This is a genomic window from Haloprofundus salilacus, from assembly GCF_020150815.1.
GTDB lineage: Archaea > Halobacteriota > Halobacteria > Halobacteriales > Haloferacaceae > Haloprofundus > Haloprofundus salilacus.
In genome coordinates this window covers 1080632-1105483 of sequence record NZ_CP083723.1, presented here as the reverse complement: position 1 = coordinate 1105483, position 24852 = coordinate 1080632, and the positions used below count along the sequence as shown (strand labels likewise).

General features: G+C 66.4%; 20 protein-coding genes and 1 tRNA gene. 8 read left to right on the top strand and 13 right to left on the bottom strand.

Annotation, left to right across the window (positions count from 1 at the left end):
* The first annotated feature begins 22 nt into the window (after positions 1 to 22).
* Positions 23 to 2371 carry a DEAD/DEAH box helicase gene (locus LAQ58_RS05640; RefSeq protein WP_224449628.1) on the top strand — a complete coding sequence of 783 codons (2349 nt, stop codon included), beginning with the start codon at positions 23 to 25 and terminating at the stop codon, positions 2369 to 2371.
* Between the two features lie 320 nt (positions 2372 to 2691).
* Here the strand turns inward: LAQ58_RS05640 and LAQ58_RS05635 are convergent, their stop codons facing one another.
* A complete protein-coding gene (locus tag LAQ58_RS05635; RefSeq protein WP_224449627.1) occupies positions 2692 to 3342 on the bottom strand; it encodes a hypothetical protein in 651 nt (216 codons plus the stop codon).
* A 70-nt stretch (positions 3343 to 3412) separates the two neighbouring features.
* A complete protein-coding gene (gene malA / locus LAQ58_RS05630; RefSeq protein WP_224449626.1) occupies positions 3413 to 5398 on the bottom strand; it encodes an alpha-amylase MalA in 1986 nt (661 codons plus the stop codon).
* A gap of 131 nt (positions 5399 to 5529) precedes the next feature.
* On the opposite strand from malA, the gene LAQ58_RS05625 reads away from it, so the two are divergent.
* Positions 5530 to 10056 carry a DUF7997 domain-containing protein gene (locus LAQ58_RS05625; RefSeq protein WP_224449625.1) on the top strand — a complete coding sequence of 1509 codons (4527 nt, stop codon included), beginning with the start codon at positions 5530 to 5532 and terminating at the stop codon, positions 10054 to 10056.
* 142 nt (positions 10057 to 10198) lie between these two features.
* Here LAQ58_RS05625 and LAQ58_RS05620 read toward each other — a convergent pair whose 3' ends face one another.
* The gene (locus tag LAQ58_RS05620; RefSeq protein WP_224449624.1) at positions 10199 to 10477 is read right to left on the bottom strand and encodes a hypothetical protein; all 279 of its coding nucleotides are present in this window, start codon (positions 10475 to 10477) and stop codon (positions 10199 to 10201) included.
* A 436-nt stretch (positions 10478 to 10913) separates the two neighbouring features.
* Here LAQ58_RS05620 and LAQ58_RS05615 point away from each other — a divergent pair, with 436 nt between their 5' ends.
* The 3 genes from LAQ58_RS05615 to LAQ58_RS05605 all read left to right on the top strand — a co-directional run bounded on the left by LAQ58_RS05615 (position 10914) and on the right by LAQ58_RS05605 (position 12211).
* Positions 10914 to 11162: a hypothetical protein gene (locus LAQ58_RS05615; RefSeq protein WP_224449623.1), complete on the top strand. Its 249-nt coding sequence runs from the start codon at positions 10914 to 10916 to the stop codon at positions 11160 to 11162.
* A gap of 94 nt (positions 11163 to 11256) precedes the next feature.
* Complete coding sequence (locus LAQ58_RS05610) at positions 11257 to 11736, top strand: SRPBCC family protein (RefSeq protein ID WP_224449622.1); 480 nt, start codon at positions 11257 to 11259, stop codon at positions 11734 to 11736.
* Between the two features lie 64 nt (positions 11737 to 11800).
* Complete coding sequence (locus LAQ58_RS05605) at positions 11801 to 12211, top strand: VOC family protein (protein WP_224449621.1); 411 nt, start codon at positions 11801 to 11803, stop codon at positions 12209 to 12211.
* Positions 12212 to 12235: 24 nt separating this feature from the next.
* On the opposite strand, the gene LAQ58_RS05600 is transcribed toward LAQ58_RS05605, so the two are convergent.
* The 9 genes from LAQ58_RS05600 to LAQ58_RS05560 all read right to left on the bottom strand — a co-directional run bounded on the left by LAQ58_RS05600 (position 12236) and on the right by LAQ58_RS05560 (position 20845).
* On the bottom strand, positions 12236 to 13171 hold the full coding sequence (locus LAQ58_RS05600; RefSeq protein ID WP_224449620.1) for a DMT family transporter: 936 nt from the start codon (positions 13169 to 13171) through the stop codon (positions 12236 to 12238).
* An 87-nt stretch (positions 13172 to 13258) separates the two neighbouring features.
* Positions 13259 to 14077: a class I SAM-dependent methyltransferase gene (locus tag LAQ58_RS05595; protein WP_224449619.1), complete on the bottom strand. Its 819-nt coding sequence runs from the start codon at positions 14075 to 14077 to the stop codon at positions 13259 to 13261.
* Between the two features lie 71 nt (positions 14078 to 14148).
* The gene (gene queC / locus LAQ58_RS05590) at positions 14149 to 14910 is read right to left on the bottom strand and encodes a 7-cyano-7-deazaguanine synthase QueC (RefSeq protein WP_224449618.1); all 762 of its coding nucleotides are present in this window, start codon (positions 14908 to 14910) and stop codon (positions 14149 to 14151) included.
* A 12-nt stretch (positions 14911 to 14922) separates the two neighbouring features.
* Positions 14923 to 15714 carry a 7-carboxy-7-deazaguanine synthase QueE gene (locus tag LAQ58_RS05585; RefSeq protein ID WP_224449617.1) on the bottom strand — a complete coding sequence of 264 codons (792 nt, stop codon included), beginning with the start codon at positions 15712 to 15714 and terminating at the stop codon, positions 14923 to 14925.
* Between the two features lie 2 nt (positions 15715 to 15716).
* Complete coding sequence (locus LAQ58_RS05580; protein WP_224449616.1) at positions 15717 to 16178, bottom strand: 6-pyruvoyl trahydropterin synthase family protein; 462 nt, start codon at positions 16176 to 16178, stop codon at positions 15717 to 15719.
* Between the two features lie 77 nt (positions 16179 to 16255).
* Complete coding sequence (locus LAQ58_RS05575; RefSeq protein WP_224449615.1) at positions 16256 to 16663, bottom strand: acyl-CoA thioesterase; 408 nt, start codon at positions 16661 to 16663, stop codon at positions 16256 to 16258.
* A gap of 113 nt (positions 16664 to 16776) precedes the next feature.
* A complete protein-coding gene (locus tag LAQ58_RS05570; RefSeq protein WP_224449614.1) occupies positions 16777 to 18102 on the bottom strand; it encodes a hypothetical protein in 1326 nt (441 codons plus the stop codon).
* A gap of 331 nt (positions 18103 to 18433) precedes the next feature.
* A tRNA-Tyr gene (locus LAQ58_RS05565) sits at positions 18434 to 18507 on the bottom strand.
* A gap of 34 nt (positions 18508 to 18541) precedes the next feature.
* Positions 18542 to 20845, bottom strand: a complete 2304-nt coding sequence (locus LAQ58_RS05560; protein ID WP_224449613.1) for an N-6 DNA methylase — start codon at positions 20843 to 20845, stop codon at positions 18542 to 18544.
* A 250-nt stretch (positions 20846 to 21095) separates the two neighbouring features.
* On the opposite strand from LAQ58_RS05560, the gene LAQ58_RS05555 reads away from it, so the two are divergent.
* The gene (locus tag LAQ58_RS05555; RefSeq protein WP_224449612.1) at positions 21096 to 21860 is read left to right on the top strand and encodes a hypothetical protein; all 765 of its coding nucleotides are present in this window, start codon (positions 21096 to 21098) and stop codon (positions 21858 to 21860) included.
* Positions 21861 to 21898: 38 nt separating this feature from the next.
* Here LAQ58_RS05555 and LAQ58_RS05550 read toward each other — a convergent pair whose 3' ends face one another.
* Positions 21899 to 22885 (bottom strand): AIR synthase family protein, encoded by a 987-nt coding sequence (locus LAQ58_RS05550; protein WP_224449611.1) that lies wholly within the window; start codon positions 22883 to 22885, stop codon positions 21899 to 21901.
* 137 nt (positions 22886 to 23022) lie between these two features.
* On the opposite strand from LAQ58_RS05550, the gene LAQ58_RS05545 reads away from it, so the two are divergent.
* On the top strand, positions 23023 to 24087 hold the full coding sequence (locus LAQ58_RS05545; protein WP_224449610.1) for a pyridoxal-phosphate-dependent aminotransferase family protein: 1065 nt from the start codon (positions 23023 to 23025) through the stop codon (positions 24085 to 24087).
* Positions 24088 to 24301: 214 nt separating this feature from the next.
* On the top strand, positions 24302 to 24796 hold the full coding sequence (locus tag LAQ58_RS05540; RefSeq protein ID WP_224449609.1) for a HalOD1 output domain-containing protein: 495 nt from the start codon (positions 24302 to 24304) through the stop codon (positions 24794 to 24796).
* Positions 24797 to 24852 lie beyond the last annotated feature (56 nt).

The following is a 24852-nucleotide window of genomic DNA, read 5'->3' as shown; positions in this document are numbered from 1 at the left end:
GCGTTCACCGCCGAGCGCGGGTGTGGATGAGTTCATCGCGTGGCTCCGGGACCGACCGTACTATCAGGGACAGATAGCCGACCACCGGACGGTTCCGGCGCGCGACCCCGAATTCACCGACGTGGAACTCGAATCCGGACTTCGGTCGGCGCTCGAGGGGCGAGGGATCGACCGGCTCTACCGCCACCAGACCGAAGCGGTCAAAGCCGTCAGAGACGGCAAAAACGTCGTACTGGCGACGCAGACGGCCAGCGGCAAGAGCCTCGCGTACACGGTTCCAGCGTTCGAGCGAGCGATGGACCACGGCGGGCGGACGCTGTATCTCGGCCCGCAGAACGCGCTCGTCGCCGATCAGGCCGAGACGTTAGACGAGTTGGCGCGGGGGCTGGGGTTCGGCAGTCGGGTCTCCGTCGCCCAGTACACCGGCCGCCTCTCGCAGTCCGAGAAGCGGGCGGTTCGGGACCGCGCGCCGACCGTGTTGCTGTCGAACCCCGACATGCTCCATTACGCGCTGCTGCCGCACTCGCACCGACTCTGGGAGTGGTTTTTCTCCTCGCTCGAAACGGTCGTCGTCGACGAGGTGCACGGCTACCGCGGCGTCTTCGGCAGCCACGTCGCGCTGACGCTCCGGCGGTTGAACCGCGTCTGCGAGCGGTTCGGCTCCGACCCGCAGTTCGTCTGCTGCTCGGCGACCATCGGCAACCCTGTCGAACACGCCGCACGCATCACCGGACAGGCGAAATCGTCGTTCGCGCTCGTCGACGAGGATACCGCGGCGACCGGCGAGAAACACTGGGTGCTGTGGAACCCGCCGGAGTACGATGGCGGGGAGCGCGGAGGGGAGAGCGGACGACGGAAATCGAGTCACATGGAGACGAAGAATCTGTTCGTCGACCTCGTGGCGAACGGCTATCAGACACTGGCGTTCACCCGCTCTCGACAGGCCGCCGAGCGCTACGCCACCGACAGCAGCAAGGAGTTGCGTAGACGGGGAGAGCGCAACCTCGCGCGGAGGATACAGGCGTACCAGGCGTCGCTCAAACACGACACGCGCCGCGACATCGAGTCGCGGTTGCACGACGGCGACCTCAGGGGCGTGTGGAGCACGAACGCGCTCGAACTCGGGGTCGACGTCGGCGGACTCGACGCCGTGATCCTCGACGGCTATCCGGGTACCCGGATGTCGGCGTTCCAGCAGGCCGGGCGCGCAGGACGCGGCTCCGACGCGGCGCTGGTCGTCCTCGTCGGCGGCGAGGACCAACTCGACCAGTACCTGCTGCGGAACCCCGACGAACTGTTCGACGGAGATCCCGAACGGGCCGCTTCGGACCCCGAGAACACCGAGCTGCTGCCCGACCACGTCGCCTCCGCCGCGGCGGAAAACTGGCTCTCCGTCGACGACGAGGCGTGGTTCGGGTCGCCGTACCCCGATGTCGTCTCGGAGCTCGAATCGGCGGGGAGACTCCAGCGTCGCGACACGGCGCGCGGAGTCAGGTGGATTCACTCCGGCGACGGCAGTCCCCAGCACTCGATGAGCCTCCGGACCATCGAACGCCGCGAAGTCGACCTCCTGGTCCGCGACCGCAACGAGGTCGTCGCGTCGCTGTCGTTCTCGGACGCCTTGCGCGACGCCCACCCCGGCGCGGTGTACCACCACCAAGGGCAGTCCTACGAGGTAATCGACCTCGATCTGGACCGCGACGTCGCCGAGGTGCAAGCGACGTGGGCTGATTACTACACCCGCGTACTGACGGAGAAGGAGATCGTCGTCAACGAGGATCTGACCGAGAAACCGCTATCGGCGCAACCCGACACTCGGGTTCGGTTCGCCGACGTGACGATGACCGAGCGGATAACGGGCTTCGAGCGCCGCGACCCCAAGCGCGGGGAGGCTATCGGGCGAGAGGGGCTCGACCTCCCCGAGACGACGCTACGGACGCAGGCGCTCTACTTCACCGTCCCCGGAGATGTGGAGCGCAAGATGCGCGACACGGCGGGCGAGCGGGGGTTCAACGGCGGCATCCACGCCGCCGAGCACGGGATGATATCGCTGTTCCCGCTCACCTTGCTCTGCGACCGCGCGGATATCGGCGGTCTCTCGACGCCGCACCACCCGCACACGGGCCAGAGTACCATCTTCATCTACGACGGCTATCCGGGCGGTGTCGGCCTCACCCGCGGCGGCTACGAGCAGGTGGAGACGCTGATGGTGCGCACTGCCCGCCTCATCTCGGAGTGCGACTGCTCCGACGGCTGTCCGGCGTGCATGCAGTCGCCGCACTGCGGCAACGCGAACGAACCGCTCGCGAAGGAGCCCGCGGTCCAGTTACTCGACGCGCTGACCGGCGGGTCGTCGGCGTCGTCGGACTAGTCGTCGCGTTCTCGGACCAGTCGTCGGCGTTCTCAGAGCACGCGTCGTCGCCTGCGACGTCGAGATGAATCGTCGTCACTGTTCGGATAGGTCAGTTCGGTAAAGAGAGAGGTCGACGCGTCGACTGTCGAGTGCATGGCACGACAAACGGGGTTGTCGACCTCCTGACTGTCATGGATTCTGTACAGTCATAAGTCTTTATAAAAAGCACGTTGTGTGACGACAGCTACGTCGCCAGTTGTCGACAATCGGCCGAGAGGTTCGTGCCGACGAACGGGTTTTGCACCGCAAAAGTGGGATGGGCAGTGTAGTTATACATCTCAGACTGCCGAGTCACTGTCGTTCAACACAGTCTCGAACTCGTCGATGCGAGTCTGTATCTCACGGAGTCGCTCGCGCGCTGTATCGGAGCCATGATATAGTTCGAGCGACCGGAGGCGGTTCTCGATGCCGACGAGCAACGTGTCTATCTCGTCGTCCCAGTCTGCGCCCTGGAGGTTCGCGAACAGGTGGACGAACATCCACCACCCGGCGGAGACGGCGGCCTCGTCGTCGACGACGGCGGGGACCGGCCCGTCGAACGTCTCGTACCACTCTTTGGCGGCGCTGGTAGCAAGAAACGGCGCGTGCGCCGCGACATCCGTTCTATCGCCCGCGAACCGTTCGCTGGCGATGCTCTCGGCGTCGCTCTGCTGGGCTTCGACGCACCACGAGTCGACTAGCGGCGAGTCGCGGAGGTCGTCCCACCTGTCGCGTTCGCGGGCGACAACAGCCTCGTACTCGCCTTCGACGGCCATGCGCACCTCACCGCCGGGTAACTCGGGGTCCGCGCCGTAGCGAAACGCGCGGATTCGGTGGTCTGCGTCGAGGTCGTCGAGGCAGTCCATTGCGGGGAAGACGTACTCGCGGAGCAGGCGAACTTCATCGTCGGCCGTCGGAAGCGAGAAGACGACCATCGCGATGCCGGGCATGCCGAGAAAAGCGGACGAACGAGTGATATACTTTCAGGTGTTTGAGAGGCGGAACCCGCCGAGTGTCTCCTCACTCGTCGACCGGGAGCACCGCGACGTGGTCGACGTACAGGCCGCGTTCGTCCGCGTCGAGCGTCTCGCCGGAGACGACGTCGCGGTTCTCGACCGACGGGCCGAACGAGACGGATTTCGGCTCCTCGGCGAAGTTCAGCGCAACGACGTACTTCTGCCCGTCCTCGCGAGCAAACGCGACGACGCGGTCGGAATCGCACTCGTAGTCGACGCGGCTGAACGCGCCGTCGTAGCGGAGCGCGCCGGTCTCGTTTCGCGCGTCGATGAGCGACTCGTAGTGCGCTCTGAGCGCTTCGTTCGCGTGGTCCCACGCCAGCGCGTCGCGCCGACCCATCTGGCCGAGTTCCTGGCCGCCGTAGAGCATCGGCACACCGGGGAGCGTGAACAGCGCCCCGCCCGCGGCGTACGCCTCGGAGTCGCCACACTCGACGATGTATCTGGTTTCGTCGTGGTTTTCGAGGTAGAGCATGAACGACGCGTGGTCAGGGAAGCCGACCTCCTGACGCTGTTCGACGGCGTCGAGGATCGCCTCGGCGGGTTCGACGCCGCGGCCGACCTGCCGGAGCGTGAAGTACAGCGTCGTGTCGAAGTGCATGTCGAACGCCAGGTCGTGGAAGTCGGCGATGTACGGAATCGTCTCGTCGAGGAGCAGAAACTCGGGGTCGCGCGTCTTGAGCCGTTCGTGGAGTTCAGTCCAGAACGGACGCGAGACGGCCCACGCCATATCGCAGCGGAACCCGTCAGCGATTTCGGCCCACGTGTCGGCCGCGTCGAGCATGTGCCGTCGTACTTCCAGGTTCGTGAAGTCGAAGTTCGCGATCTTCTCCCAGTCGAAGTAGGTGCCGGGTTCGCCGTTCTCCTGCCACTCGTACCAGTCGTAGTACTCCGACTGAGGGTTTCTGTACGCGTCCTCGAAGAACGGGTGCTGGCGCGCGGAGTGGTTGAGCACGAGGTCGAACAGCACCTTCATCCCGTGGTCGTGGGCGGCGTCGACGAACGCCTCGTACTCCTCGCGGGTGCCGAGGTCCTCGGCGATGGAGAAGAAATCCGTGATGTTGTAGCCGTGCGGCGCGTCGTCGTTCTGCAGGACGGGCGTGAGCCAGAGGCAGTCGACGCCCAGTTCTTCGAGATAGTCGAGCCGCTTCGTCAGCGCCTCGAACGTGTTGCCGCTCTCCTCGTCGTCCGACGCGAAACCGCGGACGTAGATCTCGTACAGCGTCACCTCCGTCGACCACTCCGGCGGTTCGTTTAGGCGGACGACAGAGACGTCCGCGTCGACGTCGGCGGTCGAGTGACCTTCGGCGTCGACGCGCCCCGCCGACGTGACGCGGCCACGCTCGATGGCGACGGAGTCGGGAACGCTGTACGACTCGCCGACGGCAACGGCGTGGACGCGGGCGAGTTGGGGGAGTTTCTCGACGGGGACGCGGAGTTCCCACCCGTCGACCGTCACGTCGCGCGTTTCGAGCGTGTCGCGGTCGTCGACGAGGAACTCCACGTCGAGCGAGTCGCACGGCCGATCGCTGTTCGGGTTAGGCTGCGGGTTGGCGCTGACGACGACGTCGTCGCCCTCGACGGAGCCATAGAGTTGGATTCGTGGACGTCCACCGCCGTCGCCGCCGCCCGAGCCGGCGCCCGACCCGGAGCCGCTGACGCCGCCGCTCCGACCGGTCGTCCGAGCCGACCCGCTGGCGAAGCCGCTCATCCCGCTGGCACCGCCTGCTGTGTTCGCGGGGGCGAGTTCGCCGGGGAACGCCCGAATCGTCTGTCTGTGCGTCCCGTCGGGCGCGTCGAGTTCGACGACGTACGTGCCGGGCACGTCCGGGGTGATAAACTCGACAGCGTCGTCGCCGAGCGACACCCGGCTAGTGAGCGGCGCAGTCTCGACGCGCCAGCGATAGGTCGCGTCGGGGTCCGGATCGGTCGGTGCGAGTTCGAGCGTTCGTCCGGTCGCGGTGAACCGCGGCGGACCTGGGTGGTGCATGGGCGTGCTATCGCACCCTACACCATTGACTTTACGCCCATTCGAACAGTTGCCGCGCGAGCCGACAGGTTTCGGCTGCGTCGACGGCGAGTGCCACCAACGCTTATGCTATTTCGTCTCGCTTCTCCTGCATGAGACTCCGAACCGCGTTGAACGATTACAAGAGAAATCGTGGCGCGCGTTTTCCGGAGGAGTGTCCGACCGCAAACGGGGCCTTTTCGGCGCACGGCGACCGTCTCGTCTACGTCGACCCCCGCGGACGCCTCCGGGACTATTCATCTTCGCTCTCCGGGCTTTACGGCATCGACCGGTCGCGTTTCGGCATCGAAACCGACGACGGCACCCGCTGGTTCGACGAACTCGACGCCGTCAGACAGCACTACTACCGCGAGACGAACGTCGTCGAGACCGAGTACGACGCCGGAGCGTACACCGTCCACCAGTACGACCTCACGCTGGGCCGGGCACACGTCACGCACGTCGAACTCCGCGGCGCGATACCGACGGACGCCCACCTGACGGCGTTTCTCACCTTCGCACCCGAGGGCAGAGAGACGCGCGTCGGCCGCCTCATCCACGAGTCGGCGGGACCGAACGGCACGAAAGCGGTCGAGGTTTTCCACCGGACCGAACACGACTACGTAACCGCGTCGACGGGACTCACCGACGTGCGGGGGCAGATTCCGGAGCGGTTCGACGAGATGCTCTCCGAGAGCTCGTTCGAGTTCCCCCGCGAGGCGGTGTTAAACCGGTACGAGGACACCCACCTCAGCGGCGACATCGTAGTCTCCGCGCCGTTCGAGCGCGAGGGTCGCGCCGCCCGAACGACGTTCGTCACGCAACTGTCGGACCACAACGAGTTGACCCGCGAGGAGGCGCTGGCTGACCTCCGCGACTGCGCACTCTCGCACGCGACAGCCGACGACCTCCGGGAGGCGGGCCGGATGCGCGCAGAAGTGTACGTCCCGGACGGGGCACCGAACGCCCGCGTCGTCCGCTCCGACCTCCGAGCGCTGTCGCTTCTCACCGCGCCGACGGGCGCACACATCGCCGGACCCGAGTTCGACCCCTTCTACGCGCACTCGGGCGGCTACGGCTACACGTGGTTCCGCGACGACGCCGAGGTGGCGGCCAACCTGTTGGAGAGCGACGAACTGCTCGGTCTCGACGTGGACGACCAACTCCAGCGGAGCGTCCGGTTCCTCTGCGAGACCCAGGAGGACGACGGGTCGTGGCCGCACCGCGTCTGGGCCGTCGACGGGTCGCTCGCGCCGGGGTGGGCGCACGGCCGCGTCGAGGGCGGCGACAGCGACGAGTACCAGGCCGACCAGACGGCCAGCGTCGCGACATACCTCGCCACCTACCTCCGCGAGCGCGGCACGCGACTGAGTTCGGCCGAGCGCCGGGAGGTCCGCGAAAGTATCGACCGCGCGGTCACCGCGATGGACGAGACACTCGGCGCCAACGGTCTCCCGATTCGCTGTCAGAACGCGTGGGAGAACATGAGCGGGCGGTTCACCCACACGGCGGCGACGTTCCTCGAAGCGTACGCCGCCGTCGCTCGCGCGCCCGTCGACGACGACCTGAGCGACCACGCGGCGGCGCAGGCAACCACCGTCGTAGAGGGACTCGACGAACTGTGGCTCGAAGACGACGACCACTACGCGCTCCGTCTCGACGGCGACCACCGCGACGTCCGCCTCGACTCCAGCACGCTGGCGCTCGTCGACGCCTTCGACGAGTACGGCCACCTCGAAGAGCTGACCGAGGAGGTGCTCGACCGTCTCCGCGACCACGTCGGCGAGACGCTCGACGGTCTCTACCGCGACCCCGAGGGAACGCCGGTCGCCGGTCTCGTCCGTTTCGAAGACGACACGTGGCGGCGCAGCGGACAGGAGCAGCCCAAAGTGTGGTCGGTGTCGACGGCGTGGGGGGCCAACGCCGCGGCCACGCTCGCGTCGCTGCTCGCTCGCTCCGGCTACGACGGCGAGCCGTTCCTCGCCCGCGCGGAGACGTTGTACGAACTCCTGCTGCCGGACGGGCCGTTCGCCACCGAGGCAGGCTATCTCGCCGAGCAGGTGTTCGACGACGGAACGTACGACAGCGCCACACCGTTGGGCTGGTCGCACTCGCTTCGGCTCGCGACGACAGCGCTGCTGCGCGAGACCGACGCGCTCCCGATGAGCACGCCCGCGCCGTCGGGTCCCGAGGAGTGGCCGCGGTGGACCACCGGCGAGAAGTACGGCGTCGGCACCGTCGCCGACCACGACGACGAGGACCCCTCGCGAGTCTGGTTCACGCTCACCGAGGGCGCGCTGACAGAGGTCCGATTCCCGCGCGTCGACCTGATGAACCTGCGGACGCTCGATTTCCTCGTCGTCGAGGCCGACGAGGGGTCGAGCTATACGGCCAGAACGTACAACGAGACCCGCCGCGACGACGCCGCCGAGACGATAGAACGGCGGGCCGAAATCGTCGAAGAAGACGCGCTCGTCTTCCGCCACACTGTCGTCGAACGGGGTGACGGCCGCGGACACGAGTGGAACCTCACGCTCGAGTACGTCGCCGACCCCGAACACGACGCGCTCCTCGTCAACGTCGACTTCGAGGCGCGCGACGACAAGGAGTACCAGTTGTTCGCCGTCGCGGACACCTCGCTGACGAATACCGGCGCGAAGGACCGCGGCCTCCGACTCGGCAAACCCGGCAGCTACCACCTCGTCGCCCGTGACGCCGGCGCGTACGACGTGGGCGACCCGCTTCTGACCGACGAGGAGGGCGAACCGTACAGCGTCGCTCTCGCACTGGCGGCGGCGAACCGCTTCGAGTGGGCCACCGTCGGCGTCGCCGGATCGGAGTACCTCCACGGGCTGTTCTCGGGCGGCGAACAGCCCGAATCGCACTCGCGCGTCGACGACGAGAACATCGTCCTCGTGGGGCGGGTCGGCAGCGGCAGCGAACTCGGCGAGACGCTCGCGCTCGGCTTCGGCGAGAACGCCGATACGGCGGCGGCGCTCGGCGAGGCCGCGGGGGCGTTGACCCGCGGCTACGAAACGGTCCGGTCGGCGTACATCGACTCGTGGGAGCGGTTTCTCGAACCGAAGGAACTGCCGACGTGCGTCGCCGACGACGACGAACTCAGAGCGCAGTACAAGAGCTGTCTGATGGGGCTTCGTGCCGTCGAGGACAAGACGTTCCTCGGAGCGGGCATCGCTTCGCCCTCCGTTCCGTGGGGGGAGGCGGTCAGCGCCGAGGAGGCGAAGGGGTACGGCTACAACTTCGTCTGGGCGCGCGACCTCTACCAAGTGTTCACCGTCTTCGAGGCAGTGGGCGACCTCAAAACGGCGGAGGATGCGCTGTCGTACATCTACAACTACCAGCAGGACGATCACGGATTCATCCCGCAGAATTCCTATCTCGACGGTCGCACCCGGTGGGGCGGCGAGCAGATAGACAACATCTCCTTCCCGCAGGTGATGGCGTACCAGCTCTGGGAGGACGGTCTCGGTTTCGACGACACCAACTACGACTACGTCAACGTCAAGCGCTCGGCGGACTACGTCGCCCGGAACGGTCCCGCGACGGCCCAGGAGCGCTGGGAGGAGGAGGCAGGCTACTCGCCGTCGTCCATCGCCGCCGAGATCGCGGGGCTGACCTGCGCGGCGGCAATCGCGCTCAACGAGGGGAGAACCGAGGACGCCCTCGTCTGGTTGGCGCTGGCCGACGACTGGACCGAGAACGTCGAGAAGTGGACCGCCACCGAGACGGGGACGGATCTGCACACCCACACGCCGTACTACGTCCGCGTGACCCGCGACGGCGATCCGGAGGCGGGCCACCTGCGGACGCTGGCGAACAACGGTCCGACGCTCGACGAGCGCGAGATAATCGACGGCGGTTTCCTCGAACTCACCCGACTCGGCATCAAGCCGTGGGACGACGAGGTGATTCGGAACTCGCTGACGGAGGTCGACGAGACCATCCGCGTCGACACGCCGTACGGCCCGGCGTTCTACCGCTACAACGGCGACGGTTACGGCGAGCAGGGCGGCGACGAGGAGGGTGCGCCGTGGTCCATCGAGACGAAAGGACAGGGCCGACTCTGGCCCATCTTCACGGGTGAGCGCGGCGAGTACGAACTGCTCGCCGGGACCGAAGACGGTCTGCTGGCCCCCGAGAACCTGCTGAAGACGATGGCGGCATTCGCCAACAGCGGGCGGATGCTCGCCGAGCAGGTATGGGACCGCGACCAGGAGACCGAGTACAACTGGGAGTTCGGCGAAGGCACCGGGTCGGCGACGCCGCTGGCGTGGAGCATGGCGCAGTACGTCCGCCTCGCCCACGGCATCGACGCCGGGAAACCCGTCGAGATGCCCGCGGCGGTCGCCGAGCGCTACCTCGAAACCGAGCGCCCCGACGGACCGTCGATTCGCGTCGACACCGACTTCCGCGGTGACAATCTCCACGTCACCGGCAAAACCGACGCGGCAGTGGTCGCGGTCAGGACCCGTGAGGAGACGGTGATCGTCGAACCCGAAGATGGTACCTACGAAGCGACGGTCGGTATCTCCCACGGGGAGAACCAGATAATTGTCGCCGCGGCGACCGACACAGACCTCGAAGCGGCGGGGACGACGGTGAAACGATTTACGCTCTAGCGGACAGAGAAAATTCAGTTTTTAGCGGCGGTAGACGTGTAGACGGCGCAGGACGGGTTTTTCCCGAATGAGTAGAAGACGAGCGTTAAAGCGAAGAAAAACAGCCAGTAACCAAGCGGATCAGGGCCGCTCAGGTATACGTTCACCCGCTCCCGACGTCGGGGCGCGGCGGCGCGTCGCGCGCCCGCTTCTCTCGGACATAGAAGTACGCCGCCAGCGCGAGCAGCCCCGGGAAGAATCCGGCGAAGAACAGCGCGACAACTCCGAGCGCCCACGCGGGAGCGTAGTCGAACCCGTGGCGTTTCGCGTCGCTATAGACGAATCCGCCGACGCCGACTGGGATGAGCAAGAAGATGAGGAAGATGATGAGGAGTTCCGGACCGCCGGGCAATGCGCCGAAGAGTGGTGTTGGAGGGGCCATCGGCAGTTTGTTCACGTTATCTGCTAAAATACTCTGGGTTCTGTTCGGATACTTAACAGTACCGCGGGCATGCGTCACACACTCCGAGTACGGTTAAGTGACAACCGAATGTAGAGACGACTGCGACGCCCCCGTTGACGTCCACGCACGGAGGACACGACCCATGCCACTTCACATCGATCCGACCGACGCCGCCCGAAATCGCGCGCTCCGCCGCGCGTTCGGCGAATGGGCCGGGGTCCTCCGCGTCTCACTCCTGCCGACGGAGTTGCGCGGAATCTGAACCCGCCCGAATCCGTCGACGCGCTACCCGTTCGAGAGCGACCAGCGACCGGTCCGCGAGACCGGTTCGCCGAGTCGGTCCCCGCACCGCTTCGGTCCCGCCCCCGGTCGGCGCGCCCGTCCAGTTTCCGATCACCGACTACACCAGAGAACGATGTACACTACGTCACAGCACAGAAGTACCGCCCAGACGACACCCACGGCCGATCCCACGTTCGGCGTCACAGTCGCGCTCGCCGTCGCCCCCCTGGCGATATTCGTCGCACTCTCGTACGCGGCGTTCACCGCCGTTTTCGCCGTCGGCGTCCTCGCAACGCTGGCGGTCATCGCCGTCCAGCGGCGTCTCTCGGAAGCGACGGCCCGTCGCTGGAAGTCGGCGTTCGAACGCGCGACCCGCGCGTGAACGAATCCGGGAACGGACGGGCCGTTCGTCGACATAGATAGTCCGCTTTCCGACGGACGGCCTTTTGCCGCTGTCGCCCGTAGCATCAACACCGATGGCCGTCTACAAGCGACGAGTTCGCGTCGCCGCGCCGCTCCACGAGGTATGGGAGTTTCACTCTCGAATCGACGGGCTGGAAGCGCTGACGCCCGAGTGGATGGGGCTGACCGTCGAGCGCGTCCGCGGTGCCGACGGCGAGGAGAACCCCGAGACTCTCGACGTCGGGTCGGAGATTCGAATGACGATGCGACCGCTCGGCGTCGTCCCGATGCAACGGTGGACCTCCGTCGTCGTCGATCGCGAGGAAGGCGGCGGGTCGCCGTGGTTCCGCGACGAGATGCTCGGCGGCCCGTTCCAGAAGTGGATTCACACCCACGAGTTCTACGGTGATGGCGACGAGACCGTCGTCGCCGACACCGTCGAGTACGAACTGCCGGGCGGGGAACTCGGACGAACGGCGAGCCCCCTCGGGCGAATCGGCTTCGAGCCGATGTTCCGGTATCGGCACCGGAAGACGAAGGAGTTGTTAGAGTAGCCTGCCGTCGGCCGACGAGCGCCGCCGCCCGTACGATTTTGTCGCGTCGCATCGAAACTCGGCTATGGATGTTTCCGTCGTCGACATCGACCACGTCGCCATCCGCGTTTCGGATATTGACCGCGCGCTCTCGTTTTACCGCGACCTGCTGGGGATGGAAGTCCGCGACCGAGATCGGTTCGACGCGGGCGAAGTACCGTACGTCGCCGTCGTCGCCGGGGGGCGACACATCCACCTCGTTCCGACCGACGAGGACGAGCGTATCGACGTGGACGGCGAGCACATCTGCCTGTTGCTCCGCTCGAACGAGATGGAGACCGAGGAGGAACTGGAGTCGCTGCTCTCGGAACTCCGAGAGGAAGGAATCAAAGTCGAGGAGGACGAACCATACAAACGCTACGGAGCCTACGGCCGCGACTGGGCGGCGTACGTCCGCGACCCGGACGGTCGGCGAGTCGAGTTGAAACTGCACTGACCGACTCGGGCCGATCTCTCACACTCAGGCGTCGACGACGGCCGCTTCGTCGGCGGCTGGGTCGCCACGTCGCGCCGACGCGGTGACGTAGATGCCGCCGAGGACGACCGCCCCGCCGGCGAGCGTCGCGGGCGTCGGCACCTGCGAGAGCAACACGAGCGCCAGCAGCGTGCTGCCGACGGGTTCGCCGAGCAGCGAGACGCTGACGACGCTCGATTCGAGGTGCGCAAGCGCCCAGTTGATGACGGTGTGTCCGAACAGACCAGGACCGAGCGCCATCGCCGCGAACAGCAGCCACTCGCGGGCGGGGTAGTCGAACAGCGGGAGGCCGCGGGCGACGGTCAGTACGAGGAGGACGACAGCGCAGACGCCGTAGACGACGGTCACGTATGGGAAGAGCGCGACGCGCTGGCGGAGCGAGCGTCCGGCGAGCACGTAGCCCGCGGCGGTCACTGCGCCGACGACGGCGAGCGCGTTTCCGTAGAGCGGATCCGTGCCGACGACGGCCGCGCCGGTGAGAAAATCGCCGAGCGACATCACGACCATACCGACGAGCGCGATGCCGATACCGACGAGCGTTCGCCCGGTGACGCGTTCGTCCAACAGCGCCCACGCGCCGACGGCAACGAACAGCGGTTGCGCCTGTACGAGCGTGACGCTCGCGGCGACGGAGGTCCAGTTGAGGCTCTCGAACCACGAGGCGAAGTGCAGCGCCAGCGCCGCGCCTGACACGCCGGCGAAGAACAGGTCGCGGCGACCGATTCGGGCGAAGTCGCCGCCGTTTCGCGCGACGGCGACGGGGGCGACGAGCGCGAACGTGAACAGCACGCGGTAGAAGGCTTTGACGAGGCTCGGCGCGTCGCTCCACGTCACGAGGATGGCGCTGGTGCTAATTGCCAGAATAGCGACGGCGAGTCCTGCCAGCGGCGAGATGCGGACCTCTTCGGCGGCGAATCGCACGTGACGCCCGACGAACACCGGACGTTTACCGGTTGCGGATGCGGCACCTTCGGAGACGCTCGGCGGTCGAACGCCCTTCGTCTCGTTTCACGCGCCGGCCCGAATCAGCACTTTCAGGTTCGAGAACGCTCGAACCCCGTCGTCGTCGAGTTCGATTTCGTACAGGTCGCGCGCCTCGGCGGACGCGTTCCGGAATCGGCGTACGAGTTCCACGCGCTCGTCGGCCGGCACGTCGGTGCGGTCGACCCATGGGTCGTATTCGAGGCGCATCTTCGTCGCTGCGGACTCCTCGACCGAGAGCCCGGCGTCTTCGAACCACTCATGCCACCGCGACTCAGGATACAGCGAGACGTGCGCCGGGTCGCGGATACGCTCAATCTCGTCGAGAAACGCCGCGAGGTCGACGTCCTCAGGCGCGACGTTGTCCTCGAAGGCGAAGACGCCGCCGGGGTCGAGCACGCGAGCGACCTCCGAGACGAACGCCTCGGGATCGGGGAAGTGGTGCGCGGCGATGCGACACGTGACGGCGTCGAACGCGTCGTCGGCGAACGGGAGGCGTTCGGCGTCGGCGACGACGCCGGCGAGGTCGTACTCGCGGGTCGCGATGGTGACCATCTCCGGAGCGATGTCGGCGGCAACGACGTCTGAGACGCCCGCGTCGGCGACCGCGCCGGCGGTGTGACCCGCACCCGTCGCCACGTCGAGCGCGCGGTCGGCGTCGGCGCACCAATCGGCGAGCGTCTGCAGGTCGTCGCCGTCGCCGTCGCGGTGGACGGCGCTGTCGAAGTACGACGACGCCGCCCGATCGAACGACCGCGCGTTCTCCCGCTTTCGATCCGCCTGGCTCTTGTGGCCCACTTCGCTCTTGCGGTCCGTCTCCCTCTTTCGGCCCCCGTTCTCGGCCATGGTCGTCGGTCACTCGGAGGGGTCAAAACGGTAGCTTCCGTCGGAGAGGTAGAAGCCGAGAGGGGCGCCGGTCAGTCGGCGTACTGCGGCCGCTCGGCGTACTCGATCGGGTCGCGGACGCCGACGTTCTGGAACGACTGCAGTCGGTACGCACAGGAGTCGCAGGTGCCGCACGCGGGTTCCTCGGTGCGGTAGCAGCTCCACGTGTGCTCGAACGGGACACCGAGTTCGACGCCGCGCTCGGCTATGTCCGTCTTCGAGTCGTTCACGAACGGCACTTCGACCGCGATCTCGGTTTCGGGTTTCGTCCCTGTGTCGACCATCGCCTCGAACGCCTCGAAGAACTCGGGACGGCAGTCGGGGTAGCCCGCGTAGTCTTCCGAGTGCGCGCCGACGAAGACGGCCTCGCAGTCGTTCGCTTCGGCGTACGAGACGGCCATCGAGAGGAGGTTCGCGTTGCGGAACGGGACGTAGGTGTCGGGTATCTCCTCGCTGTCCATGTCGACGTCTTCGACGGCCATCGCGTCGTCTGTGAGGCTCGACACGCCGATGCGCTTGAGGTGGTCGGTCTCGATGTGCAGGAAGTCGCGCGCGTCCATCTCTTCGGCGAGTTTCGTGGCGCAGTCGTACTCTTTGCTCTCGGTCTTCTGCCCGTAGGAGGTGTGCAGGAAGTAGAGTTCGTAGCCGCGCGCTTTTGCCTCGTAGGCGGTCGTCGCGCTGTCCATCCCGCCGGAGACGAGCACGACGGCGCGCTTGTCGTTCCTGTCGTTCTGGGGTTGCGCTCGTTCTGCGTCTGCGGTCCACTCGTCGTCTTTGTCGTTGTCGCGTTTCATCGGTAGTGTCGGTTATTTCTCGGGTGCGTCGTTCCACAGGTCGACGTGGATGCGCGGGGTGTAGCGGTAGCCGTACTCGACGGCGAGGTCGGCGACCAGGGCGCGCGTGCCGTCGAGTTGATCGCGGGTCTGTCCTTCGGGCATCAGCAGCACGTCGTCGTCGGAGACGGGCACGTTCGTCGCCTCGCGTAGATCGGCGACGAGCGCCTCGATTTCGGTCATGTCGTCGCGACCGGTGACGACGAACTTCAACTGGAAGTCGAAGCGGTCGACGAGCGTCGCGAGCGCGTCGAGGTCGATGCGGCGCTCCTCGTGACGGTCGGCCCACTCGCCCTCGGCCATCGGGTCTCCCTCGGGCGTCGGCGTGCTGCTCTCCAGTTTCGGGCTGATGCTCGCCAGATCGGCCGGCGCGTCCGGGACTATCGTTCCGTTGGTCTCGACGGTGGTGTGATACCCCCGGTCGGCGAGTTCGTGCAGGAGCGTCGCCGACGCGTCGTGAATCAAGGGTTCGCCGCCGGTCAAAACGACGTGGTCAGCGTCGAACGACTCGATCTTGGCCAGAATTTCGTCCAGCGACATCCACGCGTGGGTCGGCTCCCACGAGGTGTGATAGGAGTCGCAGAACCAGCAGCGGAGGTTACAGCCGCTGGTCCGGACGAAGACGCTCGGCACGCCCGCGAGTTTCCCCTCGCCCTGCAGCGAGAGAAACAACTCGTTGATAGGGAGCGCGTCGCCGTCAGGGAGGTCGGCGTCCGCCGCATCGCCGGCGTGTTCGCGGTCGTCGACGCGCGAGGTGACGGGCATGGTTACAATCGGCCGCCGCAAAGTTCGCTCGTCTCGCTCACCTCGACGGCGATGTCGCGCACGGTGTCGGAGAGCGCCTCGCGCAGTTTCTCCTCCAAGAGGACGCTCATCACCTCGGCGGTCGGCGGCGCGTCGAGAACGACCGTCGCATCAGCGTCTCCGGCGGCGGCGAACGCCTCGACTAGCGGGTCGCCGTCTTCGAGCAGGAACATGTGGTCCCACTCGTCGATGACTCCGGTCACCTCGCCCTTGTCGACGACCCACCCCTCCTCGGTGAGTTCGCCGACGAGGCGGACCGAAATCTCGTAGTTGTGGCCGTGCGGGCGGCTACATTTCCCATCGTGGTGCAGCAGGCGGTGACCCGCGCTGATACGGATGGGTCGGTCGCGGCCGACGTGGAGGACTCGCTCGCCCGCCCACGAGGTGAGGGTCTCCGAGTCGTCTTCGAGTACGCTCCGAGTCATATCCAGAGAATATCGCTTCCTGTATAAATGCGTGGCGTCAGCTCGGCCGCGAATCTCGGAGGGCCCGGGCGAAACGCTCAGTCGAGCGCGGGTTCGTGGTCAAGGAGTTGCTCCCGCCACGCCGTCGGAACCGCGGTCGGGCGCTTGCTTTCCGAGTCGATGACGACTTGCGTCGTCTCGGCGGTGGCGGCCACCTCGTCGGTTCGGAGTTCGTACGACATCTTGAAACTCGACTCGCCCAGATTCGTCACGGAGACGGCGACGGTGAGGTCGTCGTCGTCGAACATGATCGGTTTTCGGTAATCGAGTTCGAGGTTGGCGACGACCATCGGGAGGTCGTCGACGGTAAGACCGAGTACCTCGCGAAGGTACCGGATGCGCGCCTGTTCGCAGTAACTGGCGTAGACGGCGTGGTTGACGTGGCCGAGAGGGTCGAGGTCCCGAAAGCGCACTTCGATGTCGATTTCGTAGGCGAACTCTGGCATCGACAGTAGTCGTCGGCCCACTGAGTAAACGACGGCGGTTCGTCGGCGACCGGATCGATACCGGCGTTCGGTTCGTAGCGAGTGTTGAACGACCACGACCCGGAGAAGCCGAGTTAGTCGGAGTAGTCGTCGGGGTCTATCTCCTCGCCGTCGAGATAGACCGTCGCGTCGCCGTCGAACTTCGTGAACGTGACAGGGTCCCCGCTGGAACCGCCGCCGTCCAGTCGGTAGGCGTCGGTTCCGCCGGCGGTTGCACCTGAGGCCTCGCCGTCGGAGACGGTGTCCTCGTCGTCGTACGTCGGGTTGAGGTCCAACCCGGTTCCGTCGACTTCGGTCGTCTTGATGACGTCGCCGGCGGTTCTGAACGCGTAATCGGTGCGCTCAGACCCGCCGGTGATAGCGAGATGGTGGGGCAGTTCGTCGGTGTAGTCGCCGGGATGTATCTCCTCGCCGTCGAGGTACACCGTCGCGCCGCCGTCGACGCCGACGTTCGTCAACTCGCCGGTGAAAACGTACGCGTCCGCACCGCCGGCGACGCCGCCGCAGGCGGAGTGACCGGAAACGAAGTCCTCGTCGTCGACGGTGGCGCTGTCGAACGGCGCGTCGCCGGTCTCGGTCGTCCGTTCGAGCGATCCGGTGACGGTGACGCGGTAGTAGGCGACTTCGTCGCCACCGCCGACGACGAGGCGGCGTTCCGTCGCCGGTTCGGGTTCGATCACGTCGCCGGTTCTGAACGTCGTCGACTCGCTCTCGGCGGTGTCGGCGTCCTCCTGGTCGCCCCAGAAGTCGAGCATCGTCGTGGCGGTGGCAGTGTACTCGGTGTTCGGGTCGAGTCCCGTGACGACGGTTCGGAAGAACGACGGCTCCTGATACGGGTCGTCCCGTTCGGTGACGTACCGAGGCGTCCCCGAAGTGGGACCGTCGACCGACGCTCGCGCGCCGAAAATCAGCGGTTCTTGCGGGTCCACCTCGTACTCGATAGTCGCCGTCGTTCCCGAAACCGAAACGTCGAGCAGTTGTGGTGCCGGCGCTTCCGTCTCCGGTGAGAGGCCTACTGAGTCGATGGTGTAGTACTCCGAACCGGCTTTCACGAACGCGTAGCAGGAGTACGGCGCTCGGTTCAGCGGAACTACCTTCGAAACCGTCGCCTCGCCGGACGCGTCGTTGAACCAGTACGCGGCGATGTCGACCGTTTCGTCGTTGTAGTCTTCGACGATGAACCCGATTCTGTCGACGGCGTTGTCCGGGTCAGTGACGCTGATCGTGACGTTGAGTTCCAACCCGTCGGTGAAGAAGTCGACGACTTCAGCGTCCACTGTTGGGTGGTGTTCGATGCTCTGTTCGCCTTCGAGATCCGCGGCCGAACCGAGTCCCGTAGTTGCGAGCGCCGCGCCAGCGCCGAGTGCGAGGACCTTTCGGCGGGAGGAATCGAATTTCATATCGTTGCAACGTGTCGATTCTCAGATAGTCAATATAATTGTAAGGAGAGCCAGAATGAGAAGAATATCATATGGAAGTGTATTAACATTTTCTTGGCAATTTTCCAGTTCTGAACATTGTAGATAGATTTTGTACGTTCAGTTTATAGAGGAGAAGTCGTAGTAGTCGGTTCGCTCCGCTCGCGGGGTAGCGACACGAGAAATCCGAAGTCCGCTCTCCCCGATTTGAACGCGGTCGTTCCCGTTCGCTTGCTCGGCTCGCTCACCTCCCACTCCCTGCTCAAATCGTGTCGAAGTAGACTTTTCACTCTCACGTTGTTCGCAGAAAAAGTCCGCTCTCCCCGATTTGAACGGGGGACAAGCCGATCTACAGTCGGCTGCTCTGCCAGGCTGAGCTAAGAGCGGTATCTGAAGGTAGGTCGACTGTCGAACTTAAGAATTACTCATCGCGCTCGGCGAGCAACCGCTCGACGGTGCGGTCGAGTTCGCCAGTTACGGTCTCCAGTTCGGGTATCGTCGTCCGGTTGTACGCGCGTTTACTCACGTCGACGTGGTCGGGGACGATGCCGTGCGCGCGCTCGGAACAGTCGGCGATGCGCCGAAACAGGGGGTCGTCTCGCCATTCGGGGAGGTAGAGCTTCGAGACGGTGCTCTTCGAGAGGCTCGACTTCCCCTCGCCGCCGAGTTCGCGCAAACAGCGCTGATACGGCGCGGAGTTGAGCAACCCGCAGAGCAGGTGCGCCTCCCGTCGGTCGTCGATGGCGACGAACATACAGTGGTCGCCGGGGACGACCGTTTTCTCGCCCAGTTCGGGGTCGTCGACGGTCGAGACGACCACGAAGTGGGGTTTGAAGCCGAGGCGACACCAGACTACCTTGTAGTCGGCCCACGTGTACGTCCCGAGACCGAACAGGTTGTAGAACGGCCCGCCGTCGAACCACGTCGACGCCCGCGCGTCGAGCGCCTCGCGGTGGGCGTCGAGATACTCGTACGTCCGCGGCGCGTTTCGGGCGAGTTCGGGCTCGTTTTCCTCGTTCGTGCGCCGCTGCGGGACGAGGTGGCGGTCGTAGCCGAACAGCCCGAACTTCACGACGTGTTTCGACCGGAGATACGGGTAGACGTGGTCGGGTTCCAGCGCCGAGAGCGTCTCATCGTCGACGGTGAACACGTCCTTCGCGTCGTCTTTGAGACCGTGTCGGATGTCGTGTGCGCACGGACCGAGCGCCGTGCGTTCGGCGTCGACGCGGACCCACGGCCCCGCGGTGTCGTCAGGGTCGACGGGGACGAGTCCCGTCGTCTCGGCGTCGAGCGTTCGGCGCATCGCGTCGCCGCTGTCGAACTCCGGAGATTGCGCGCCAACGCGCGCGCGCCACGTCCGCAGACCCACCGGAAACTCGGTGTCGGCGTCGGCGACGAACTCGTACAGCGCCGCGGCCGCGCGGACCTGGTCGCCGAACGGCGCGAGGTCGCCGAAATCCTCGACGCCGCGGAGCGAGAGCGGTCGGTCGCCGACCCGGAGTTCGCGGAGCAGCCGCCCCGCCGGACCGCTTCGCAGGTCGCGCTTGAGGACGAACGCCGCCCGGCCGCCCTGCCGGAGGTAGCGCTCGACACAGACCCAGACGAACGGGACCGACAGGTCGTCGTTAGCGTGGCCGAGTAACCGCTCGGCCCCCCGTCGCGGGAGGAGGTTCAGCCGGTCGATGTGGCGCGAGCACCACCGCGAACGCGCGCGCTCGCCGAGGCGTTCCCACGTCAGCCACGGAGGGTTACCGACGAGCACGTCGGCGCGGAGGTCGGTCGTCGGTGGTCGTGTCGTGACGGAATCGGGCGTCGCCGTCGACTCCTCCTGGAGGCCGAGCGAGTCGCCCAGATGGACGGGGAGTTCGACCGTCGGCGAGTCGGCGGCGGCCAGTAGCGGCGCCAACGCGAGGAGGTACGCGAGTCGGGCGCAACGGACGGCGACGGGGTTGAGATCGACGCCGACGACGGTCGAGGTGATTCGGTCGAGCGCCCGCTGCGGCGCGAGACCCGAGAGCGCCGCGCGCTTTCGGTCGGTGGCCGCGACGAGGAAGATACCGGCGCCGCACGCCGGGTCCAACACTGTCTCGTCGGCGCAGTCGGCCGGAAGCGCGAGTTCGGCGAGACCGCGCGGCGTGTAATACTCGCCGAGGGAGAGGCGAGCGCGGCGGGGGACGACCCGCTCGTACAGCTCGCCGACGACGGCGGCGTCCAGCGAGATGAGCGCGTCGGCGTCCGTCGATTCCAACCGGGCGAGTCGTACCGCGTTCTCGTCGCCGAAATCGCCGCGAATCCGCCGGTGGACCGCGTCGAACGTCCGGTCGAAGTCGGCGTCCACGTCGACGCAGTCCGGCGCATCGGGCGACGAGCAATCGACGTCGAACGCCGATTCGACTGCCCGTCTCAGGCGCGAGACCGCGAAATCCGCGGCGAGGACGTCGAGAAAGACGGCCCGCTCCGTCGGAGCGAGAGAGTCGTCGGCGTGAGATGCGTCGGTGTCGGCGGGTTCAAGATAAGTGGCGTCGGCGGCAGCGGTCTCAACGCGAGCGGCGTCGCTCTCGAAGACGTTTCCGTGGTGGTGTCGGACGAACGCCACCCACGTCTTCGCTGCGTCGACGATGGAGGGGTCGCCAGCACCGAGCCTCGTCGCCGCGGCGTCTCGGTAGGCGTCGCAGAGCGTCTCGGTGGACGCCAGGAGCGTCGGTTTCGGACTCGACTCGGTCATCGCCGACGCAACGCCGACGCGAGTGAGTCGGTGGCCAGCGCAGATGAGTCGGTCAGCGACGCGGGGACGACAAACGAGGCGGAGGTCACAGTTCTCGTGAACAGTCTGCCGGGAGCGACTTAACGATAGTCACGCGCGTAGCGGTCGGGCGGCGGTTACAGGTGGGGGCTACTGAACAGGAACGGCGGAGACGCGACGCCCGCAGTCCGAGTGCAGAGCGTTGATTACGTCGCCGTACCGTCGGTTCAACATGACCGACGAGAGACAGGCGACGTTCGGGTCCGACGGGACTCTGCGGGCTGACACGCCGCCGGAGGCGACGGGCGAGAACGACTTCGGCGAGGAGAAGGCCGAAAACGAGACCGACGGCGGCTACAGTCGGTACGTCGTGTCGAGCCTGCTCCAGAAGGCCGTCCGACGCTCCGACGAGGAGGTTGCCGCGTGGGCGGCGTGGGAACTCGCCCGCTCGGGGTTCGGATGGAACCTCTGGGACCGACTCAACCTCTACGTCGTCGAGGACCTCCGCGCGGGCGACGAGGTGGCGCTGACGATTCAGCGCTACGAGGAACTGGCGACTGACCGGTGGTCGATGGACTCGTGGAAGGGTCGCCTCTGCGCGATTCACGCCGCGCTGGCGGCCGCGCGCGCCCCGTCGACGCGGGAGGCGTCGAACGCCGACGAGTATTTCCGGAAAGTCGCCGAGGAACGCGCGGCAGCGCGAGAACGCGGCGAAGAACCGGCGCATGACTTCGTGGTCGGCAATCTCGACGTCGGGGGAAAGTTCGACGCGGTCTTCGACGGGCACACCGGCGAAGGCTCGAAACGCGGCCGCGGCACGGAGTTCTTCAAGACGCGCGGTGCGCGCGTCGGTCCCGAAGGCGAAAGCGAGTTGAGCGCCCGCTGGCAGCGACTCGCGATGGTGTTAGACGACATCGACTACACGGAAGAACAGATCCGCCGCGCCGTCGAACCGGTCGATCCCGACGAGCGGTGGGACGAACCCGAGGAGTTCTGACTCGCCTCGGCGTCGACCGGCTCCGGGGTCGACGGTTGCTACTCCCAGAGCGCGTACATCTCGTCCTCCGGTGGCGACGCGAAGAACTCGTCGCCGAGACGGAGACCGGCCGCCTCCGCGTCCGTCTCTGCGAGGCGCTCGCTGCGCTCGACGATGCCGATTTCGGCCGCATCGACGCCGGCATCGTCGAGCGCAGCGAGCGCCTCGTCAACGCAGTCCTCGGGGACCGTCGCCGCGAGCGCCCCCGATCCGAGAATTCGAAGCGGGTCGACTCCCGCGGCGTCGCAGAGTCGCCGCGTCTCGGCGCGAACCGGAACGTCGTCCGGGTCGACCGAGAGCACGGCGTCGCCGGCGACGGCCATCTCCGTGAGTCCGGCGACGACACCGCCCTCGGTCGGGTCGTGCATCGCCGTCGCGAACGGCGTGAGTGCCGCCGCGTCGGGGATGACGCTCAAGTCGTCGAAGAACGCAGTCGCGTCGGCGACGAGGTCCGCGGGTGCGCCGAACTCCTCGGCAAAGTCGCTCGCGAGGACGGCCGTTCCCTCGACGCCGGCGGCTTTCGTGAGCAGAATTCGGTCGCCGGGTCGCGCGCCGCTCGTCGAGACGTACCGGTCGGCGGTGCCCGCGCAGGTGAGCGACAGGAGCGGGCGCGAGAGCGCCGAGACGGACTCGGTGTGCCCGCCGACGATGGTGATGCCGAGGCGGTCCGCTTCGGCGTCGAGTTGCGCGGTGATAGTGTCGAGAAGCGCCGCGTCGTCGTCCGGCAGCAGAATCGTGCAGGTGAGCCACTCCGGGACGCCGCCGCAGGCGGCCACGTCGTTCGAAACAATGGCGACGCCGAGCGTTCCGATCCGCTCGGCGGCCAGCGAGATGGGGTCGGTGCTGACGACGAGCGTCTCGCCGCCGACTCGCACGGCGGCGGCGTCCTCGCCGAACGCCGGGCCGACGAGCAGGTCGTCGTTGGGCGCGCCCGCCCGAGAGAAGACGTAGGCTGCGAGATCGTCGGGCGTGAACTTCCCAGTCATGACCACCACTCCGAACGGACGGGTGATGTTTCTTCCCGTCGCCGACGGCGCAGAACGGATCGGACTGTGAGGAGCGAACGGGTGAGGGGCGCGTCGGCCACCGACGGGCTAAAGTTCCGCAGCGCGGAGAGACGAGTATGCTACTCACACCCGGTCCGACTGCGGTTCCCGAACCCGTTCGACGCGCGATGGCCCGCGAGCAACCGAATCCCGACGTGGAGGAGCGTTTCCGCCTCCGCTACGAAGACCTCACGGAGAAGCTCGCCGAGATTTACGACGCCGACCACGACGTCGTCGTTCCCGGCGGCGAGGGGATTCTGGGACTGGAGGCGGCCATCGCCTCGCTGGTCGAACCCGGCGACCGAGTGCTGTGCGTCTCGAACGGTCTCTACGGCGACGGCTTCGCCGACTTCGTGGAGTCGTACGGCGGCGAACCTGTCCTCGTCGGGGTCGAGCACACGGAAGCGCTCGACGTCGACGCCGTGGAGGCGGTTCTCGAGAAGAGCGAGGAGATGGACGAACCGTTCAAACTGGCGACGATGGTTCACTGCGAGACCCCGACGGGGACGCTCGCGAACCTCGACCCGGTGCTCGACACATTGGACGACTACGGCGTGCTCTCGGTCGTCGACGCCGTCTCGTCGCTCGGCGGGACCCCCGTTCCGACGGAGCGAATCGACGTCTGTCTGGGCGGCTCCCAGAAGTGTTTCAGCGCGCCACCGGGACTGACGACAGCGGCCATCAGCGACGAGGCGTGGGCGGCGATGGGGGCGCGCGACCCGCCGTCGCTGTACACGAACTTCTTGCCGTGGCGCGACGTGAGCGACGAGTTCCCGTACACCCACCTGGCGGCGAACGTCGCGGCGCTCGACGCCGCCGTCGACCTGCTCTTAGAGGAGGGGTTAGACGCGGTGTACGGTCGCCACGTCGCCGCCGCGGAGGTGTGTCGAGAACGCGGTGCCGATCTCGGACTGGAGCTGTTCGCCGACACTGCACGGCCGTCACCGACCGTGACGGCGTTTTACGTCCCCGGCCAGGCGACCGAGTTACAGCGACGGCTGGCCGACGACCACGACGTGATTCTCTCGACCGGGTTGGCCGACCTCGCCGACGACGTGCTCCGCGTCGGCCACATGGGATACGGTGCCGACGTCGAGAAAGTCGACCGCGCGATGGACGCGCTCGAAGCAGTTCTCTCGTAGTCGTTCATTCACGGGAGTTTTCTCGTAGTCGTTCGTTCTCAGAGATTCCCCGTAGCCGTTCGTTCTCGGAGGTTCTCTCGTACTGTAGGAAGACGCGTAGCCCTCACTTCGAAACGAGTCGTCGAGCCGGCGTTCGGATACTGCTTACGTAATTAGGCCCGTCGATTATATGTCTGGAGGGCTTTCTAGTCTTGGGTAGGGATTAGAAATAAACATGCCCGGCCAGTTCGACAGAGACGAACCGAGAGACATCAGCTACGACCCCGAGAGAGAGCAGTACAGCGTCAAGTTCAGCCGGACGAGAGACGCTCCGAGCATCGAACTCATCGTCGCGATAGCTGAGATCGAAGGCAGAGACACCGACGACATCGAACCGCTGTACGAGGCGATAGATCCCGACGCGCTCGATGCGATCTTCCAGCAGGACTCCGAGACGACCGCCGAACGAAACGGCCGCCTCTCGTTCGTCTTCAACGGACGCGACGTGACTGTGTGGTCGGACGGTCGAATCGACATCTCCCTCAGCGACACCGAGCGCGAACGGGCGGCCTCCGAGCGTGAGGACGAGGGGACGACCGCCAGAGGATGCGACGAACTGGGTCGGGACGGAAACGACGAGACCGATTCGGACGGAAACGACGCAGATACCAGGCCAGACCGGGCCAACGCCGAAACGACCGAAGCGAACGACGATCCGTCGGAGCGTTGATTCCGGGACCGACATCGGAGAGACGACGCTCCGGTGACCGCGAGCCACGCCCGCCG

Coding starts and splice junctions, on each gene's coding strand:
- LAQ58_RS05635 (WP_224449627.1), bottom strand. CDS start 3,342: ATGCCCGGCATCGCGATGGTCGTCTTCTCGCTTCCGACGGCCGACGAT.
- malA (WP_224449626.1), bottom strand. CDS start 5,398: ATGCACCACCCAGGTCCGCCGCGGTTCACCGCGACCGGACGAACGCTC.
- LAQ58_RS05625 (WP_224449625.1), top strand. CDS start 5,530: ATGAGACTCCGAACCGCGTTGAACGATTACAAGAGAAATCGTGGCGCG.
- LAQ58_RS05620 (WP_224449624.1), bottom strand. CDS start 10,477: ATGGCCCCTCCAACACCACTCTTCGGCGCATTGCCCGGCGGTCCGGAA.
- LAQ58_RS05615 (WP_224449623.1), top strand. CDS start 10,914: ATGTACACTACGTCACAGCACAGAAGTACCGCCCAGACGACACCCACG.
- LAQ58_RS05610 (WP_224449622.1), top strand. CDS start 11,257: ATGGCCGTCTACAAGCGACGAGTTCGCGTCGCCGCGCCGCTCCACGAG.
- LAQ58_RS05605 (WP_224449621.1), top strand. CDS start 11,801: ATGGATGTTTCCGTCGTCGACATCGACCACGTCGCCATCCGCGTTTCG.
- LAQ58_RS05595 (WP_224449619.1), bottom strand. CDS start 14,077: ATGGCCGAGAACGGGGGCCGAAAGAGGGAGACGGACCGCAAGAGCGAA.
- queC (WP_224449618.1), bottom strand. CDS start 14,910: ATGAAACGCGACAACGACAAAGACGACGAGTGGACCGCAGACGCAGAA.
- LAQ58_RS05585 (WP_224449617.1), bottom strand. CDS start 15,714: ATGCCCGTCACCTCGCGCGTCGACGACCGCGAACACGCCGGCGATGCG.
- LAQ58_RS05580 (WP_224449616.1), bottom strand. CDS start 16,178: ATGACTCGGAGCGTACTCGAAGACGACTCGGAGACCCTCACCTCGTGG.
- LAQ58_RS05575 (WP_224449615.1), bottom strand. CDS start 16,663: ATGCCAGAGTTCGCCTACGAAATCGACATCGAAGTGCGCTTTCGGGAC.
- LAQ58_RS05570 (WP_224449614.1), bottom strand. CDS start 18,102: ATGAAATTCGATTCCTCCCGCCGAAAGGTCCTCGCACTCGGCGCTGGC.
- LAQ58_RS05560 (WP_224449613.1), bottom strand. CDS start 20,845: ATGACCGAGTCGAGTCCGAAACCGACGCTCCTGGCGTCCACCGAGACG.
- LAQ58_RS05555 (WP_224449612.1), top strand. CDS start 21,096: ATGACCGACGAGAGACAGGCGACGTTCGGGTCCGACGGGACTCTGCGG.
- LAQ58_RS05550 (WP_224449611.1), bottom strand. CDS start 22,885: ATGACTGGGAAGTTCACGCCCGACGATCTCGCAGCCTACGTCTTCTCT.
- LAQ58_RS05545 (WP_224449610.1), top strand. CDS start 23,023: ATGCTACTCACACCCGGTCCGACTGCGGTTCCCGAACCCGTTCGACGC.
- LAQ58_RS05540 (WP_224449609.1), top strand. CDS start 24,302: ATGCCCGGCCAGTTCGACAGAGACGAACCGAGAGACATCAGCTACGAC.